Genomic DNA, 16,855 nt, shown 5'->3' with positions numbered 1-16,855 from the left:
ACGCAAAGAACCTTCATGTCCTTCGATTTCAGCAAGCTTCTCTCTGTCGCCTGGGGTGGTTGGACCACGACCTGGCCGACGCAACTGCTCGCCCTGATCTGGCTCGCCTGGCTCGTCAGTTGGGTCGGAGCCTCGTTCTGGCAGGGCCGCACCCAGAAGCAGGTGATGACGCTGGAGTCCGGCCGCTATCGCATCCCGATCCTGGTCGGTGGCATCCTGTTCACGCCGTGGACAGCCGAAGTGCTGAACGAGAAGCCGCTCTGGGTGTTCAGCAACACCGGCGTCTACATCACGGCCCTGATCGTGCTCGCCGGCATCTCCTTCACCTGGTGGGGACGGCTGCATCTCGGCAAATTCTGGTCCAACACCATCACCCACAAGGAAGACCATCGCGTCATCGATACGGGTCCCTACGGCATCGTGCGCCACCCGATCTACACCGGCCTGATCGCGGGCATGCTCGCGACCGGCATCGCGGTCGGCACCGTGACCGCGATCCTCGGTGCCATCCTGATCTCGCTCGGCATGTGGCAGAAGGGGCGGATGGAAGAAGTGTTCTTGTCCAAGGAACTCGGCGAAGACGCCTACGGCGCCTATTGCCGCCGCGTGCCAATGATCATCCCGTTCCTGTCGCCGCGGTGACGAAGAGGCCGCCACACCCTCCGACGTCGTCCTGGCGAAAGCCAGGACCCATTACCCCAGGGAGGAGTTTGGCGGAGAGTCGTCGTCCGGTACTCCCACCGCGCCACAACCGATAGATTCCGCGGTATGGGTCCTGGCTTTCGCCAGGACGACGTTGTGGAGGCAGTACGCCTCGCCGGGAACCGCCGCTCCCTGCCCCCCGTTACGCCTCGAACCTGCACCACCCGCAGAGCATCGAGCCATGTCGGATGCCTACGATTATTTTCGCGAGCACGCGATTGCTGCCGTCCGCAAGGCGCGGGCGTTGCCACCCGGATGGCCGAAGCGGAAGCAGCGCACGGTGGCGCGGGTCTATCACCTCCTGTCCAAGGAGGCCGCGCTCAGACCGAACATCCATCACTTCGGTGATGTTCGCGCGGCACGGCGGCTCGAGCGGCAAATCGGCCGCTGATCTCCGCGCACAGCCCGTCGGCGTTCGTCCCATGCAAATTCGATCGGCTGCCATTCCAAGGGAATAGGCCCCGGCGGCATGCCGCACAGGTTGACGTCTGCCCCGTCAACCAGTTGGATGCGCGCGCACACAGGGGCTTCTCATGACGTTTTCAAGCATCTTTGCGCAGTTCGTTGCGCTCCTCGGCGGCATCGCGCTGCAATGGCGCAAGCTGTCGGGCACCGAGCCGGCACCCGCCTGGGGAGAGACCCCTGCGATCCCCGAGGCGAAGCCGCAAGGCGCGATCCCGACGCTGAAGATGCCGACTGCGCGCGGCTGGAGCGAGGGCCAGAAGCCGACCGTCGCCCCCGGGCTCAAGGTCAATGCGTTCGCGACCGGGCTCGATCATCCGCGCTGGATCGAGGTGCTGCCCAATGGCGACGTGCTGATCGCGGAAGCGACGCAGGTCGCAGGTCCCCCGCGCACCGTGTTTCACTATGCGATGCAGGCGACGATGCGGCGCGCCGCGGCGCTCGGCGTTTCCGCCAACCGCATCACGCTTCTGCGCGACAAGGACGGCGACGGCGTCGCGGAGGTTCGCGGCGCCTTCATGGAAAACCTCAGCCAGCCGTTCGGCATGGCGCTGGTCGGCGACACCTTCTATGTCGGCAACACCGATGGCGTGATGGCCTTCCCCTACGTCGCCAATGCCGACCGCATCACTGCGCCGGGCAAGCGGCTCACGACGTTCAAGCCGGGCGGCCACTGGACCCGCAGCCTGCTCGCGAGCCCCGACGGCAAGAAGCTCTATGCCGGTGTCGGCTCCCTCAGCAACATCGCCGAGATGGGCATGGAGGTCGAAGAAGGCCGCGCCGCGGTCTACGAGCTCGACCTCGTCGCCGGCACGCATCGCATTTTTGGCGCCGGCCTGCGCAATCCGGTGGGACTCGCTTGGGAGCCAACGACGGACGTGCTCTGGACTGTCGTCAATGAGCGCGACGGCCTCGGCGACGAGACGCCGCCGGACTATCTCACCTCGGTGCGCGACGGCGGCTTCTACGGCTGGCCCTATTGCTACTGGGGCAAGACGGTGGACGATCGCGTGCCGCAGGATCCGGCGATGGTCGCCAAGGCGCTTCAACCGGACTACGCACTCGGCGGCCACACCGCTTCGCTCGGCCTGTGCTGGATGCCCGCCGGCACCCTGCCCGGCTTCCCCGACGGCATGGTGATCGGCCAGCACGGCTCGTGGAATCGCAGCAAGCTGTCGGGCTACAAGCTGGTGTTCATCCCGTTCGAAAACGGCAAGCCGTCCGGCCCCGGTCGCGACATCCTGTCGGGCTTCCTGTCCCCCGACGAGAAGGAATCCTACGGCCGTCCGGTTGGCGTCGTGATTGGCCCCGACAAGAAGTCGCTGCTGATGGCCGACGACGTAGGCAACGTGATCTGGCGCGTGACGGGGGCCTAAGCGTTAGGTTCCGACGCAGAGTGTGGCGCGCTGCTTGCGCAGCAGCGCGATCACGGAAAAGGCCGTAATCAATCCGGTCTTGGGATTCTCGGACGGGATGTTCTCGATCGACATCGAGAACCGCGCGGAATCCGCCTCGACCTCGATGCGGTGAACGTTGCGTGTTACGGTCGGGTCGGCCCAGATCTGCACCTCCGTGCGGTCGGGCCCGACGCCCGCAAGCGACAACGCCACCGCGACGTTGAGATTGGCCGGAAAACCCTTTGCGGCCTCGCGCGCGGTGCCTTCGAACAGCTTGAGCGGCTCGCGCAGCTTGTCGATGTCGATGTTGTTCTCGACGATGAACGGCGCGCCCTTCAAGCCGTCGATCGGCTTGCGCGTCACCATCTTCACGGAATGAATGGTGCCGATCGCGGCAGCATTGACGGCATCGAGCCCGATCAGCGCGCCGGTCGGCACGATGATGCGGCCACCATTGGCACGGGCGAGATCGACGAGATCGAAATTGTCGAGCAGCCCGCCGACGCTGACCACGACCGCGGCCTTGCCACGCCTGACCGCAGGCTCGACGATCTCGCGCAGATGCCGGCTCGGCGCACACTCCACCACTATGTCGGCGACTTCGCCAAGCTGGTCGATGGGCAAGACCCGTGGCGAACGGCGCAGGCCACCGAGAAACGCCTGATGCTTGGCGGGATCGCGCATGGCCACCGCCGACAGTGTCAGTCCTTCGATGCCCTGGTCGAGCGCGGTCGCGATCTTGGTGCCGATCGAGCCCAATCCCGCAATGGCAACCCGCAACTCGCCCGACGCTCTCCGTTCAGCCATCGCACCCACCTTTGATCCGAGCTTTCGTCATAGCGCCTCAGGCCTCCCGCGCATAGCTGCGCAGGCGCGCCTCCAGCACCGCCAGCATGGCGTCCCGGGCCGGATCGCGCGAGCCGCGCAGCCATGCGGCGGCGAGCGGCAGCCGGCCGACCGGGCCGACCTGCTTCGGCCGGAGCGGCACGAAGCGTACGCCCGTCACCGCCATCCGTGCGGTCCAGCGCGGCACGATCGCAACGCCGAGCCGGGTCGCGACCAGGTTGATGATGGTCTGCTTCTCATCGGCGACCTGCACGATGCGCGGTGTCAGGCCGGCCTGCTCGAACAGCTTCATCGTGAGGTCGTGGCTGTGCGGCCGCGAGCGGCGGTCCGGCACCAGCATCGCCTCGTCGGCGATGTCAGCCAGCGTGATCGACGTCCTCTTGGCCAGCGAATGCCGCTGCGGGAACGCCACGATCGCCGTCTCCTGGAGCAGATCGCGAAATTCGAGCCGTTTGTCGGCGCGGTCGGGCGGACGCACGAAGGCGAGATCGAGCGCGCCGGTCAGGATCTTCGGCAGCAGCCGGATCGTCTTGTCTTCGAGGAGCTGCACCGCGATGTCAGGATGCTTGTCGCGGAAATCGCGCAGCAGCGGCGGCAGCAATCCCGCGGCCGCGCTGTCGATGGCGCCGACGCGGAGCCGCCGCGCGCCTGCGCGTGAGCGGTTACGCAAATTGCTCTCGACCGCCTCGACGCGGGCGAGGATGGCGCGAGCATCGCGCAGCAGCGTCGCGCCGTCCTCGGTGAGCGACACCGCGCGCGTCGTCCGCGCGAACAGCCGCGTGCCCAGATCCTCCTCCAGCAGCCTGATCTGGCGGCCGAGCGCGGAGGGCAGCATCTGGAGCTGCTGCGCCGCGCGGCCGAAATGCAGTTGCTCGGCCGCCGCCACGAAGCATCGCAGCTGATGCAATTCCATCCCAAATCCTCTCGTGTCGCGAGATCGTCATGCCCGGGCTTGTCCCGGGCATCCACGTTCTTTGCACCGCGCCGCAAGACGTGGATGGCCGGGACAAGCCCGGCCATGACGGCGAGGAAGCGTCAGCGCGCCTAACGCTCACCTCGCATAGGTTACCTCCCGAGGATTATATCATTTTTTTGTATAAACCAGCGCCAATTGAGTCCGTCTCCTTCCCACGCCTAGGCTCGCTGCCGGCGTGGACCTTGGGGTCCGCCACACAACAACAAACCGGAACCTGAGGAGGCCAGGGTGGCGAGCGAGATTCAGACGCGCGTGCTGCGCAAGATCACCTTGCGCATCGTTCCCTTCATCATGTTGCTGTACTTCGTGGCCTTCATCGACCGCGTCAATATCGGCTTCGCGTCGCTGACGATGAACAAGGACATCGGCCTGTCGCCCGCGGTCTATGGCTTCGGTGCCGGCATCTTCTTCTGGGGCTATTTCCTGTTCGAGGTGCCCTCCAACATCATCCTGCACAAGATCGGCGCGCGGATCTGGATCGCGCGGGTGATGATCACCTGGGGCCTGGTCTCGGCCGCGATGGCGTTCGTGCAAGGGCCGACCAGCTTCTACGTGCTGCGCTTCCTGCTTGGCGTCGCCGAAGCCGGCTTCTTTCCCGGCATCATCCTCTACCTCTCCTACTGGTTTCCGGCGCGCCAGCGTGCCGCGGTGACGGCACTGTTCATGGCGGCCGCGCCGCTCTCGACCGTGCTGGGCTCGCCGATCTCAGGTGCGCTGCTGGAGATGGACGGAATGCTCGGCTTCAAGGGCTGGCAATGGCTGTTCGTGCTCGAGGCGCTGCCGGCCGTGCTGCTCGGCTTCGTCGTGCTGGGCTTTTTGACGGACCGTCCCGAGAAGGCGAAATGGCTTGCGGAGGACGAACGGCGCTGGCTGGTCGAGACCATGAACGTCGAGACCACCAGCAAGGCCGCGACCGCAAGCCACAGCATCTGGCGCGGGCTCGCCGATCCCCGCGTGCTGGCGTTGTCGCTGATCTATTTCGGCACTTCGGCCGGCCTCTATACGCTCGGCGTCTGGGCGCCGCAGATCATCAAGCAGTTTGGCCTGTCCTCGCTTCAGGTCGGCTTCCTCAATGCGCTGCCGGCAACGGCCGCGGTCATCGCCATGATCCTGTGGGCGCGGCATTCGGACCGCACCGGCGAGCGCACCTGGCACGTCGTGTGGGCCTGCCTGATCGCCGCCGCGGGTCTCGCCTATGCCGGGCTCGCGACCGGCGTCGTCGCCGTGCTGGTCGCGCTGACGCTGGTCAATATCGGCATCTCCTCGGCAAAACCGCCGCTCTGGAGCATGCCGACGCTGTTCCTGTCCGGACCCGCGGCCGCGGCCGGCATTGCCACCATCAACTCGATCGGCAATCTCGGCGGCTTCGTCGGTCCCGCCATGATCGGCTGGATCAAGAACCAGACCGGCAGTTTTGTCGGCGGGCTTTACTTCGTCGCCGGCCTGCTCGTTCTCTCCGCCGCCCTCACCCTGCTATTGTCGCGCGCGCAACCTGCGCCCGTCGAACCTGTCCCGCAATCCCACTGATCTCTCAACGGAGCATTCTCATGCGCACCCATTCGATCGCAGCCATTCCCGCCGACGGGATCGGTCCCGAGGTCATCTCGGCCGGAATCCGCGTGCTGGACGCGCTGGCAAAACGCAGCGGCGACCTCGCCTTCAACGTCAAAACGTTCGACTGGGGCTCGGACTATTACAAGAAGCACGGCGTGATGATGCCAGCCGATGGGCTCACCGAGCTGAAGAAATTCGACGCGATCTATTTCGGCGCGGTCGGCGCGCCCGACGTGCCCGACCACATCACGCTGTGGGGCCTGCGCCTGCCGATCTGCCAGGGCTTTGACCAATACGCCAACGTGCGGCCGACCAAAATTTTGCCGGGCGTCGCCTCGCCGCTGCGCAATGTCGGCGTCGGCGATCTCGACTGGGTGATCGTGCGCGAGAATTCGGAAGGCGAATATGCCGGCATGGGCGGCCGCGCCCACAAGGGCCTGCCGGAAGAAGTCGGCACCGAGGTCGCGATCTTCACCCGCGTCGGCGTCACGCGGATCATGCGCTATGCGTTCCAGCTCGCGCAGTCGCGTCCGCGCAAGCTGCTCACGGTCGTGACCAAGTCGAACGCGCAGCGCCACGGCATGGTGATGTGGGACGAGATCGCCGCCGAGGTCGCCGCTGATTTTCCCGACGTCAGCTGGGACAAGATGCTGGTCGACGCCATGACGGTGCGCATGACGCTGCATCCGAAGAGCCTCGACACGATCGTGGCGACCAATCTCCATGCCGACATCCTCTCCGATCTCGCCGGCGCGCTCGCCGGGAGCCTCGGCGTCGCGCCGACCGGCAACATCGATCCGCAGCGCCGCTTCCCATCGATGTTCGAGCCGATCCACGGTTCGGCCTTCGACATCACCGGAAAGGGCATCGCCAACCCGGTCGCGACGTTCTGGACCGGCGCGCAGATGCTCGAGCATCTCGGCGAGAAGGACGCGGCCTCGCGGCTGATGGCAGCCGTCGAGCGCGTCTGCGCAGCCGGCGTGCTGACGCCCGATGTCGGCGGCAAGGCGACGACGAAGGAAGTAACCGACGCCGTGATCGACGCGATCCACGGGTCGAATGTGTAGCTGATCTAGCCGAGTTCGTGCCGCGAGGCCGGTGCGCCCCCTCGCCCGCTTGCGGGGAGAGGGTTGGGGTGAGGGGGACTCTCCCCGGGGACGGTGATAGTTGGATTCGCGGAGGCCCCCCTCACCCGGAATTTGCTCTCGCAAATTCCGGCCTCTCCCCGCACGCGGGGAGAGGCGAAGAGCCCCTACTTCCGCGACGTGGCCGGAGCAGGCGGCGGCATCGCCATCGCTGCGGCCGGCTCCGGCGGTGTCAGATGGCGCGGGACGATGATGGTCTGGCCGGGGGTGAGCTGCGCGTCCTCTGCAAGCGAATTGCTCTGCGCGAGCGACCACAGCGGCACGCGGTTGGCGGCGGCGATGCTCTCCATGGTGTCGCCGCGACGAACCGGCAGCCGAACGCCGCTGTCCCATAATTCGACCAGCGTATCGGCGGGCACGAGATAGCGCAGCGGCACGGCATCGGCCTGGGTCTGCGGTGGGATGCGCGGCAACTTCGTGACCATCTCGACGATCTGGCGATGGATGTCGTCGGACTTCTCGATGTTGATGTGCGAGACGCGCGCATTTTCCTTCAGATCATAGCTGGCATAATGACCGCGAAAACCGGGCACGGCCACGACGTCGCCGCCGCCGAGCACGCTGTCGGACAGGAAGATGTTGATGAAGCGCTCGACATTGAGCGGCACGTCGCCGGTCGCATGCGCGGGATCGATGGCGATGACGAGGCTGATCGGGATGTTCTCCTTGGCCGCCATCTCGGAGATGACGATCGAGCACAGACCGCCCATGGAATGCCCGATCAGCACGATCGGCGCCGCCTTCTCCTTGTAGCTGGCGATGACGCGATTGCCGATCAGCCGGCACAGGGTGAATTCGTAGACGTCGGCGGAGAAGCCGGCCTGCGTCAGCTTCTCGCCGAGCCGGTCCATGCCGGTCGAGAAGATCGGCCCCATGGCGCCGCGGAACAGATAAACCTTCGGCGGCGGCAATGGCTCAAACGGCGGTGGCGGCGGCGCGGCGGGGACGGCCGCAGTGGTCTTGGACTTGGCCGGTGAGGCCGCGGCCATGCCGCTGCTCAAGGCGAGCAGCGCAACCGCTGCCAGCACGACTAGTCGCCTCACATGAATCATCCGTCCAGCAGTCCCGCCACGGGGAGGCAGTGGCCTCCCCCGCGGGGCTTAGTGACCACCGATTGGGTGGATTTTGGGGCACGGAACCGGCTGCAGCCCCTCCGAAACCCGTCGAGCTGCCGCGCCTTGGCGGGAGATGACAGCTTTGCGACGATCGGCCCGGGTCGTCCCAGCGAGGGGCTAGAGCGGCAGAATCCGATTCAGCAGGTCGAGCAGCGTACGCTGCTCGGCCTCGCTGAGCGGCGCCAGCATCCTTTCATTGTAGGGCTGCGTCAGCCTTGCCCCCTCGGCAATGAGCTTTGCGCCCTTTGGCGTGAGCATCAGCTCGACGGCACGGCGATCGGACTTCGAGCGGTTGCGCTTGATGAAGCCGGACGATTCGAGCTCGTTCAGGATCTTGATCAGGTTCGGCAGGCGCAGGCGGAGCACGCTGGCAAGGCTGCTGGGGGGAACCCCCGGATTGTCGCGAATGACGGCGAAGATCGCATAGGTCGCGGGCGTCAAGCCCAATGCGGCAAACTCCTCGTAGAAGCCTTCGAAGAACTTCAGCTGCGCAAGGCGCAGCATGAAGCCCGGTGTCCGCTGGAGCGCGCGCAGATCCAGCGATGTCTCCGATTGCTGAGCGGACTTCGCTCCGGGTCGTAACGCTTTCGAGCTCATGATCCTCAATCCGCCGCGGCCGGCCATAAGCCAGCCGAATTGACACTCTCAAAAATAGCTATAAAATATAACTATTATTCAGCGGCACCAAGACCGCACATGGGAGGGAGACAATGAACAGCAAATTCCTGCATAAATTATGCATGTTGGCCGCGATGCTGACGGCCGCACCGGCATTCGCCCAGGATGTTGTGAAGATCGGCATCCTGAACGACCAATCGGGTCCGTTCGCGAGCTATCAAGGCATCGGCTCGGTCATCGCCGCCAAGATGGCGGTCGAGGACTATGGCGGAAAGGCCGGCGGCAAGCCGGTCGAGGTCGTCGCGGCCGACCATCAGAACAAGACCGACATCGGCATTGGTATCGCCAGGCGCTGGTACGAGAACGACGGCGTCGACGCGATCTTCGACATTCCGAACTCGTCGATCGCGCTCGCTGTCGCCGGCATGAGCGCCGAGAAGAACAAGGTCTTCGTCGGATCGGGCGCCGGAACGGTGCTCCTGACCGGCGAGAAATGCACGCCGAACACCGTGCACTGGACCTACGACACCTATGCCTATGGGCGCGGTCTCGGCAAAGCGATCGTGCAGCAGGGCGGCAAGAAGTGGTTCTTCATCACCGCCGACTACGCCTTCGGCCATGACCTGGAGAAGCAGGCGGCGGAGGCCGTGAAAGCATCCGGCGGCGAGGTGCTCGGCAGCGTGCGGCATCCACTGGGAACGGCCGACTACGCCTCCTTCCTGCTCCAGGCCCAGGCGTCGGGCGCGAACGTCATCGGCTTTGCCAATGCCGGGGACGACACCATCACGTCGATGAAGCAGGCCGCCGAATTCGGGCTGACCAAGGACCACAAGCTGGCCGGATTGATCCTCGGCATGAACGGCCTGCCCGCGCTCGGACTGAAATTTGCGCAGGGCGCGCAGATCATGAACCCGTTCTACTGGGATCTGAACGACGGCACGCGTGCTTTCGCGAAACGCTTCGCCGAACGCATTCCCTCGAAGGCTTATCCGAACGACATGCAGGCCGGCGTCTATGCCTCGGTCATTCACTATCTCAAGGCGGTCGACAAGGCTGGCGGCGCCAAGGACGGCAAGGCGGTGGTGGCGGCGATGAAGCAGATGCCGACCGACGATCCGCTGTTCGGCAAGGGCTACATCCGCAAGGACGGACGCAAGATCCATCCGCTCTACCTTTTGCAGGTCAAGGCTCCCGACGAGTCGACCTCCGCCTGGGATCTGCTGAAGGTGGTCGCCACGGTCAAGGGCGAGGACGCGTTTCGGTCCGAGAGCGAAGGCCAGTGCCCGCTGACGAAACAATAGCCGTTGGGAGCTGACCATGAGCGGCATTGCATCGAGTCCGGTTGACCCGTTTGCACCTGACTTCCTGATCGACCCCTATCCCGTCTATGAGGCGTTGCGCGCGCTCGGGCCTGCGTTCGCGCTGGAGCGCTACGGCGTGTGGGCCATGGCAGGCTATGCCGAGGTCGAGCCGGCCCTGAAGGACTGGAAGACGTTCATCAGTGGCGAGGGTGTCGGGCTGCACGGCATGAACCCGGCGCTGCCAAAGCCGCTCACGCTCCAGATCGATCCGCCCGATCACGACAAGGGCCGGCGGGTTCTCGGCCGCACGCTGTCTCCCGGCGTCGCAAGGAAGCTGCGCGAGACGTTTCAGCGGGAAGCGGAGAAGAAGGTGTCGGAGCTGATCGACAGAGGCTCATTCGATGCCGTTACCGATCTCGCCGAAGCCTATCCCATGAAGGTATTTCCGGATGCGATCGGCATCCGGCCGGACGGCCGTGAGAAGCTGCTGGCCTGGAGCACGTTCGTCTTCGACAGCTTTGGCCCTGACAACGAGATGCTGGCCGCATCGCGCAAGGCAGGTCTCGCGGCCCAGAGCTGGATCATGGAATGTTGCGCGCGAGATGCGCTACGGCCCGACGGGCTCGGCATGATGATCTACCAGGCGGCCGACGAGGGTGAGATCACCGAGCACGAAGCAACGCATCTGGTGCGGCCGTTCCTCACCGCCGGGATCGACACCACCGTCAATGGCATCGGCAACACCCTGCTCGCGCTCGCCACCCATCCGGATGAATATCGCAAGCTTCACCACAGACCGGAGCTGGCGCGCAATGCCTTCGAGGAAGGCCTGCGCTACGATTCGCCGGTGCAGACGTTCTTTCGCACCACCTCGCGCGACGTCGAGATCGGCGGCGGCGTGATCCCGGCGCATCGCAAGGTGCTGCTGTTCATGGCCTCCGCCAACCGCGATCCCGCGCGCTGGGATAGACCCGATAGGTTCGACGTCGAACGGGTCGCGACCGGCCACGTCGGCTTCGGCGCCGGCATTCACGCCTGCGTCGGCCAGATGATTGCGCGTCTGGAAGGCGAATTGATCTTCAGCGAGCTCGCAAGGCGCGTGAAGACCATCGAGCTCACGGCGGAGCCGAAGCGCAGGCTCAACAATTCCCTGCGCGGCCTTGCCAGCATGCCGGTTCGCATCGCGGCGGCCTGACTGCGTCGCATGTAGCGCCGCGGTCGATCACTGCCGGCTCTTGAGCCGGCTGCGGTGTGCGGCCTGCTTGGCCCGGTTGCCGCAGATCGCCATTGTGCACCATCGCCGCGCGCGCCTTCGGGTATGGTCGGCGAACAGCATCGTGCAGTTATGACCCTCGCATGCCTTCACGTCGGAAAAATCCTCCTCGCAGACGAATTTCGCCAAGGCTTCCCCGATCGGCAGCAGCAGGGATTCAGGTGATCGCCAGCGTCGCATCCTGAGCAGCGCAAGACCGTCACCCTGCTCACCGTTGCGCGGCACGATCTGCCTGAACGCCTCATCGCGCTTCAGGACGCTGTTCAGTGGGCCAAGCTCATGCAACGCCTTCGCAGTGAGCGGCCGGCCGGCATGCGCCTGAACGAAACCGCGAAACCACTCGCGCAAGGCACGGGCCTGAGCCGCGACCTTGTCGAGCTCGCCCGGCATCGCGCGCGCCTTCAGCGCACCCAGCTCATCCGCCGGCACCAGTTTCGCCTGTGCCAGCCAGTCGACCAGACCCTCGCCATCGTCGAGCCAATCGACCGGCGTATCGACCGGTGTCGCCACCGAGTTGAGGAAATCAAGGCCGAGCGAGTCGGCGATGAACATGGCGGGCGGTCTGTCCATGAGCGGTCGCTGTCCGGTCCGAAAGCTGGGCTCTAAGTAACCTCTAAAATGTCGGTTGACAAGTTACGTGATAAGGGTGAATAACCCAAAAACATCGCTTTGACTGGTTACGAACAGCAATGGAGATCGGCCATGACCCCGACCACCTACCGCACCGCAGACGTCGACGGCTTCAAGGTGTTCTATCGCGAGGCCGGCGCGCCCGGCGCACCGAAGCTCCTCCTGCTGCACGGCTTCCCGAGCGCGGGACACATGTTCCGCGACCTCATCCCGCAGCTTGCAGACCGGTTTCACATCGCGGCGCCGGATCTTCCCGGTTTCGGCCAGTCCGACATGCCCGCACGCGACACCTTCCGCTACACCTTCGACAACGTCGCGCGCGTGATCGAGCGCTTCACCGAAGTGATCGGTTTCGATCGTTTCGCAATCTATGTGTTCGACTATGGCGCGCCGACGGGCTTTCGGCTGGCGCTCAGCCATCCCGAGCGGATCACGGCCATCATCTCGCAGAACGGCAATGCCTATGAGGAGGGCCTCAGCGAAGGCTGGACTCCGATCAAGGCCTATTGGCAAGACCCTTCACCGGCCAATCGCGAGGCGCTGCGCACCTTGCTCACGCCGGAGGCCACGCGCTGGCAGTACACGCATGGCGTTCCCGATCCGGCCGTGGTGTCGCCGGACGGCCAGAACCTCGACAATTTCTATCTCGCGCGCCCCGGCGCCGACGACGTGCAGCTCGATCTGTTCGGCGACTACAAGAGCAACGTCGCGCTCTATCCGTCATTCCAAAGCTATTTCCGCACTCACAAGCCGCCGTTCCTGGCGGCCTGGGGCAAGAACGATCCGTTCTTCATCCCGCCCGGCGCCGAGGCATTCAAGCGCGACAACCCCAATGCGGTGGTGCAATTCTTCGACACCGGCCATTTTGCGCTGGAAACGCATGCGAAGGAGATCGCGGAAAGCATTCGCGCGTTCTTGAAATAACGGAAGCTGTCGCCATGGCCCATGCGAGACGATCTCCGGAACGGCTCAGCGCATTTTCGGACGGCGTGTTCGCGGTCCTGATTACGGTGCTCGTGCTGGAGCTTCGTCCGCCGGAAATCCCGACCTTTGCGGCGTTGCTGGCGCTGTGGCCGACGTGGCTCTCTTATGCCGTCAGTTACGTCTTCATCGCGATCGTCTGGGCCAACCATCACCATCTGATGCGCTATGCGAGCGAAGCGACGCCGCGACTGATGTGGTTCAACTTCGCGCATCTGTTCTCGGTGTCGCTGCTGCCGCTCTCCACCGCCTGGATGGCGGTGAGCGAGCTCGCACCGCAGCCGGTCGCGTTCTATGCCGCGGTGTTCTTCCTGGTGAACGCGACCTATGTCGCACTAATCTGGGATCTCGTCGGAGGAGCGCCGGATAGCGAGGTCGCGCCGCGGGAGCGCAAGATCATGCGCGTCCGCTCGATCGTGACCCTCGGCGTCTTCGCGCTCGCGGCCGCGGTCGCCCTGCGCTTCCCCGTCGCCGGGCTTGCGATGTGTTGCTGCTGCCTGATCGTCTATTTGAGACCGGAGGCGCCGGGTGCCGAGGACGGCACGCCGGACAAGTCCCAGTGAGCCAGCACCGTGGCAGAAATCGCTAATTCCGCGCCGGAGCCGCTGCGGCCGCCGAGCGCGCCCGCCCGGGTGTGCCGGGTTGGGCGACTGGAGCTGCCGGGGCGCGCGAGCGCATGATCGCGGCGTCGATCTCGGCAATGACGCGGCGCTGGATCGCCTCGTTCTTGTCGATCGAGATATGGCCGACACCGGTGCCGCGCACGTCGACATTGTCGAGCTTGCCGCGCAGGCCAGCGGCAGCCCGCACCGGCTCGCCGGGACCGTCGCCGATATAGATGTTGATGTAACGCTCGGCGCCGGTTGACAGCTTGGTCTTGAACACGGAGTCGAGGCCGATCGCGAGCTTTACGGGAACGCCGAGCTGGTTGAGCTTGGCGATCATGTCCGGCAGCGCGGTCGCGCCGGAGGAATGACCGACCAGGATGATGGTCTTGAGGCGGCCGGCCTTGTAGGCGGTCGCGGCTTCATCGGCGAGCGAGGACCAGGAGACGAAATTGGCGACGGTCACCGGGATGCCCTGCGCCTGGAGCCGGGCGCCGATCGTGTCGAGCCCAAGCGAGAAGATGTTGAGCACGCCCCGGAGCAGGTAGACATGCGTGGTTGCTGTCGCGGCCTGGCTCGGCGCGGCCTTGGCGCCGGTCGGGCTGATGGCAACAACTGACAGCAGGAGCAGGGCCATCGCCCACACACGGAGGGCGGACAACTGGCTAGCGCCAGCGGTGTGACGGCCGTTCGGTCTCATCGGTGTTTTCCCTGGGGACAATGCGCTTCGCGATTGGCCGGAATCGTAGCCACGGCCTGCTCGCAGACGCAACAAAGAGCCGCGTGAGCGACAATCTTAGCCGCGCTCCGTGACCATCGCGCAACACTTGCCTGAAACCCGCCACCGAATGGCCGGTTTTGAGATCATTTTTCTCCGGGGAATTGCGGCTCGGCAAGGGCGTTCCTATCTCAGGGCTCCGCTGACCCGCCCTTCCCGGCGGGTTCCAGCCTCCCTCCCCCAGCCTTTGCTCTTAGCCTTGCGGCCATCATGTCCTCCATCATTTCCGTCGCCAATCTGTCGAAGACCTATGGGTCCGGCTTCAAGGCGCTCAAGAACGTCAATCTCGACATCAAGCGCGGCGAGATTTTTGCACTGCTCGGGCCGAACGGCGCGGGCAAGACCACACTGATCTCCATCATCTGCGGCATCGCCAATCCGAGCGAGGGCCGCGTCCTCGTCGGCGGCGAAGACATCCAGACCTCCTACCGCAAGGCGCGCTCGCTGATCGGCCTCGTGCCGCAGGAGCTGCACACCGACGCCTTCGAGAGCGTGTGGGCGACGGTGAGCTTCTCCCGCGGCCTGTTCGGCAAGCCGAAGAATCCTGCGCACATCGAGAAGGTCCTGAAGGACCTCTCGCTCTGGGACAAGAAGGACAACAAGATCATCACGCTGTCCGGCGGCATGAAGCGCCGCGTGATGATCGCAAAAGCACTATCGCACGAACCGCAGATCCTGTTCCTGGACGAGCCCACCGCCGGCGTCGATGTCGAACTGCGCAAGGGCATGTGGGAGGTGGTGCGCACCCTCCAGCAGTCCGGCGTCACCATCATCCTCACCACGCATTACATCGAGGAAGCCGAGGAGATGGCCGATCGCATCGGCGTCATCAACAAGGGCGAGATCGTGCTGGTCGAGGACAAGACGACCTTGATGCAGAAGCTCGGCAAGAAGCGCCTGACGCTGCATCTGCAAGGCAAGCTCGATGCGCTGCCGGACAACCTCAAGCACTACAAGCTCGACCTCTGCGACAGCGGCGCGACGCTGGTCTACGATTACGACACCAAGGGCGAGCGAACCGGCATCACCAGCCTGCTCGGCGATCTCCGCACCGCCGGCATCCGCTTCAACGATCTCGACACGACGCAATCGTCGCTCGAGGACATCTTCGTCGATCTCGTGAGGACGTCATGAATCACCGCGCCATCCGCGCCATCTATCTGTTCGAAATGGCGCGCACCTGGCGCACGCTGCTGCAAAGCATCGTCTCGCCTGTGGTTTCGACCTCGCTCTATTTCGTGGTGTTCGGCGCCGCGATCGGCTCGCGCATCAGCCAGGTCGAAGGCGTCAGCTACGGCACCTTCATCGTGCCGGGCCTGATCATGCTCTCGGTGCTGACGCAGAGCATCGCGAATGCCTCGTTCGGCATCTATTTCCCGAAATTCACCGGCACGATCTACGAGATCCTGTCGGCGCCGATCTCCTATTTCGAGATCGTGCTCGGCTATGTCGGCGCGGCCGCGACCAAGTCGATCATCCTCGGCCTGATCATCCTCGCCACCGCCGGGCTGTTCGTGCCGCTGCACATCCATCATCCGGTCTGGATGCTGGCCTTCCTGGTGCTGACGGCGGTGACCTTTAGCCTGTTCGGCTTCATCATCGGTATCTGGGCCGACGGCTTCGAGAAGCTGCAGATGATCCCGATGCTGGTGGTGACGCCGCTGACCTTCCTCGGCGGCAGCTTCTACTCCATCGACATGCTGCCGGCCGGCTGGCGCACGGTGGCGCTGCTCAACCCGGTCGTCTATCTGATCTCGGGCTTCCGCTGGAGCTTCTATGAGATCGCGGATGTCAGCGTGTCCGTCAGCATCGGCATGACGCTGGCGTTCCTGGTGGCCTGCCTGGTCGTGATCTGGTGGATTTTCCGCACGGGGTATCGGCTGAAGAATTGACGGAGATACGTAGCCCGGATGGAGCGTCAGCGTAATCCGGGACCGTCGTAGCTTCATGCGACAGCAGCCCCGGATTGCGCTGCGCTCCATCCGGGCTACGACGACATCACCGATAGCAATGGAAGCGGTGGTAACCGTCATAATAGCCGTGGCAGCGGTGGCGGTAGTGACGGTGGGGAATGCCGAGCACGCCCTCGACTGCACCGACGGCGCCGCCGACACCGGCACCAACGACACCGCCGACCGCGCCGCCCACGGGGCCGGCAATCCGGTTACCTTCATAAGAGCCTTCCTGCGCGCCGCGCACGATGCCCTGGGCGTGGCCGGCCTGCGGCAGGGACAACAAGGCGAGCAGGATGGCGGCGGCTGCGAACAGCAGGCGGACGGGTCGAGCGGCCGGCAATTGCGCGGCGGCGATACGGGCTTTCTTCATCTTCGGTCCCAAAGGATGAATGGCAGCGAGCGCTGACCTGTGAAGGATGGCCATGACCAACGCACCGAGCGGCCAAATGGTTGCGCCTTTGTGACGAATTGTCGGTGTTGTGAACGCAAATCCGGCTCGCGAAAATGTCAGCGCCGC

Annotated in this window: 18 protein-coding genes; 11 read left to right on the top strand and 7 right to left on the bottom strand. The window is 64.8% G+C overall.

The annotated features are described in order from the left end of the window. Positions 1-15: 15 nt before the first annotated feature. From ACR9YP_RS14605 to ACR9YP_RS14595, 3 genes are all read left to right on the top strand, one after another. Positions 16-642 carry a methyltransferase family protein gene (locus ACR9YP_RS14605; protein WP_438106036.1) on the top strand — a complete coding sequence of 209 codons (627 nt, stop codon included), beginning with the start codon at positions 16-18 and terminating at the stop codon, positions 640-642. Positions 643-883: 241 nt separating this feature from the next. Beyond that, complete coding sequence (locus ACR9YP_RS14600; protein WP_438106034.1) at positions 884-1,093, top strand: hypothetical protein; 210 nt, start codon at positions 884-886, stop codon at positions 1,091-1,093. Between the two features lie 142 nt (positions 1,094-1,235). Further along, positions 1,236-2,540 carry a PQQ-dependent sugar dehydrogenase gene (locus tag ACR9YP_RS14595; protein ID WP_474220211.1) on the top strand — a complete coding sequence of 435 codons (1,305 nt, stop codon included), beginning with the start codon at positions 1,236-1,238 and terminating at the stop codon, positions 2,538-2,540. Between the two features lie 3 nt (positions 2,541-2,543). Here ACR9YP_RS14595 and ACR9YP_RS14590 read toward each other — a convergent pair whose 3' ends face one another. Both ACR9YP_RS14590 and ACR9YP_RS14585 read right to left on the bottom strand, forming a co-directional pair. Continuing rightward, positions 2,544-3,368 (bottom strand): aspartate dehydrogenase, encoded by an 825-nt coding sequence (locus ACR9YP_RS14590; protein WP_438106032.1) that lies wholly within the window; start codon positions 3,366-3,368, stop codon positions 2,544-2,546. Between the two features lie 37 nt (positions 3,369-3,405). Continuing rightward, on the bottom strand, positions 3,406-4,320 hold the full coding sequence (locus ACR9YP_RS14585) for a LysR family transcriptional regulator (protein WP_474220210.1): 915 nt from the start codon (positions 4,318-4,320) through the stop codon (positions 3,406-3,408). 291 nt (positions 4,321-4,611) lie between these two features. Here ACR9YP_RS14585 and ACR9YP_RS14580 point away from each other — a divergent pair, with 291 nt between their 5' ends. Further along, positions 4,612-5,910 carry an MFS transporter gene (locus ACR9YP_RS14580; protein ID WP_438106029.1) on the top strand — a complete coding sequence of 433 codons (1,299 nt, stop codon included), beginning with the start codon at positions 4,612-4,614 and terminating at the stop codon, positions 5,908-5,910. Between the two features lie 20 nt (positions 5,911-5,930). Further along, positions 5,931-7,004, top strand: a complete 1,074-nt coding sequence (locus tag ACR9YP_RS14575) for a tartrate dehydrogenase (protein WP_438106027.1) — start codon at positions 5,931-5,933, stop codon at positions 7,002-7,004. 185 nt (positions 7,005-7,189) lie between these two features. On the opposite strand, the gene ACR9YP_RS14570 is transcribed toward ACR9YP_RS14575, so the two are convergent. Together ACR9YP_RS14570 and ACR9YP_RS14565 are read right to left on the bottom strand one after the other, a co-directional pair. After that, on the bottom strand, positions 7,190-8,134 hold the full coding sequence (locus ACR9YP_RS14570; protein WP_438106025.1) for a LysM peptidoglycan-binding domain-containing protein: 945 nt from the start codon (positions 8,132-8,134) through the stop codon (positions 7,190-7,192). A gap of 180 nt (positions 8,135-8,314) precedes the next feature. Further along, positions 8,315-8,794, bottom strand: a complete 480-nt coding sequence (locus tag ACR9YP_RS14565; RefSeq protein ID WP_474220208.1) for a MarR family winged helix-turn-helix transcriptional regulator — start codon at positions 8,792-8,794, stop codon at positions 8,315-8,317. 113 nt (positions 8,795-8,907) lie between these two features. On the opposite strand from ACR9YP_RS14565, the gene ACR9YP_RS14560 reads away from it, so the two are divergent. Further along, a complete protein-coding gene (locus tag ACR9YP_RS14560; protein WP_438106020.1) occupies positions 8,908-10,116 on the top strand; it encodes an ABC transporter substrate-binding protein in 1,209 nt (402 codons plus the stop codon). A 16-nt stretch (positions 10,117-10,132) separates the two neighbouring features. Next, a complete protein-coding gene (locus ACR9YP_RS14555; RefSeq protein ID WP_438106018.1) occupies positions 10,133-11,311 on the top strand; it encodes a cytochrome P450 in 1,179 nt (392 codons plus the stop codon). Positions 11,312-11,338: 27 nt separating this feature from the next. Here the strand turns inward: ACR9YP_RS14555 and ACR9YP_RS14550 are convergent, their stop codons facing one another. After that, a complete protein-coding gene (locus ACR9YP_RS14550; RefSeq protein WP_438106016.1) occupies positions 11,339-11,959 on the bottom strand; it encodes a CGNR zinc finger domain-containing protein in 621 nt (206 codons plus the stop codon). A 132-nt stretch (positions 11,960-12,091) separates the two neighbouring features. On the opposite strand from ACR9YP_RS14550, the gene ACR9YP_RS14545 reads away from it, so the two are divergent. Both ACR9YP_RS14545 and ACR9YP_RS14540 read left to right on the top strand, forming a co-directional pair. Continuing rightward, a complete protein-coding gene (locus tag ACR9YP_RS14545) occupies positions 12,092-12,943 on the top strand; it encodes an alpha/beta fold hydrolase (protein ID WP_474220206.1) in 852 nt (283 codons plus the stop codon). A 14-nt stretch (positions 12,944-12,957) separates the two neighbouring features. Continuing rightward, a complete protein-coding gene (locus tag ACR9YP_RS14540) occupies positions 12,958-13,563 on the top strand; it encodes a TMEM175 family protein (protein WP_370989338.1) in 606 nt (201 codons plus the stop codon). A gap of 22 nt (positions 13,564-13,585) precedes the next feature. Here the strand turns inward: ACR9YP_RS14540 and ACR9YP_RS14535 are convergent, their stop codons facing one another. Beyond that, positions 13,586-14,305, bottom strand: coding sequence for a hypothetical protein (locus ACR9YP_RS14535; protein WP_091879158.1), 720 nt, complete (start codon positions 14,303-14,305; stop codon positions 13,586-13,588). 288 nt (positions 14,306-14,593) lie between these two features. Between ACR9YP_RS14535 and ACR9YP_RS14530 the strand changes: the two genes are divergently transcribed. Then, complete coding sequence (locus tag ACR9YP_RS14530; protein WP_438106013.1) at positions 14,594-15,517, top strand: ABC transporter ATP-binding protein; 924 nt, start codon at positions 14,594-14,596, stop codon at positions 15,515-15,517. Next, on the top strand, positions 15,514-16,275 hold the full coding sequence (locus ACR9YP_RS14525; protein ID WP_091879164.1) for an ABC transporter permease: 762 nt from the start codon (positions 15,514-15,516) through the stop codon (positions 16,273-16,275). Before ACR9YP_RS14530 ends, ACR9YP_RS14525 begins: the two co-directional genes overlap by 4 nt. A gap of 106 nt (positions 16,276-16,381) precedes the next feature. On the opposite strand, the gene ACR9YP_RS14520 is transcribed toward ACR9YP_RS14525, so the two are convergent. Then, positions 16,382-16,708, bottom strand: a complete 327-nt coding sequence (locus ACR9YP_RS14520; RefSeq protein ID WP_438106011.1) for a hypothetical protein — start codon at positions 16,706-16,708, stop codon at positions 16,382-16,384. Between the last annotated feature and the right edge of the window lie 147 nt (positions 16,709-16,855).

It is taken from the genome of Bradyrhizobium sp. BR14999, assembly GCF_056106085.1.
Note: the sequence above shows the minus strand (reverse complement) of the source record. Positions and strands in the feature narration are given on the sequence as shown.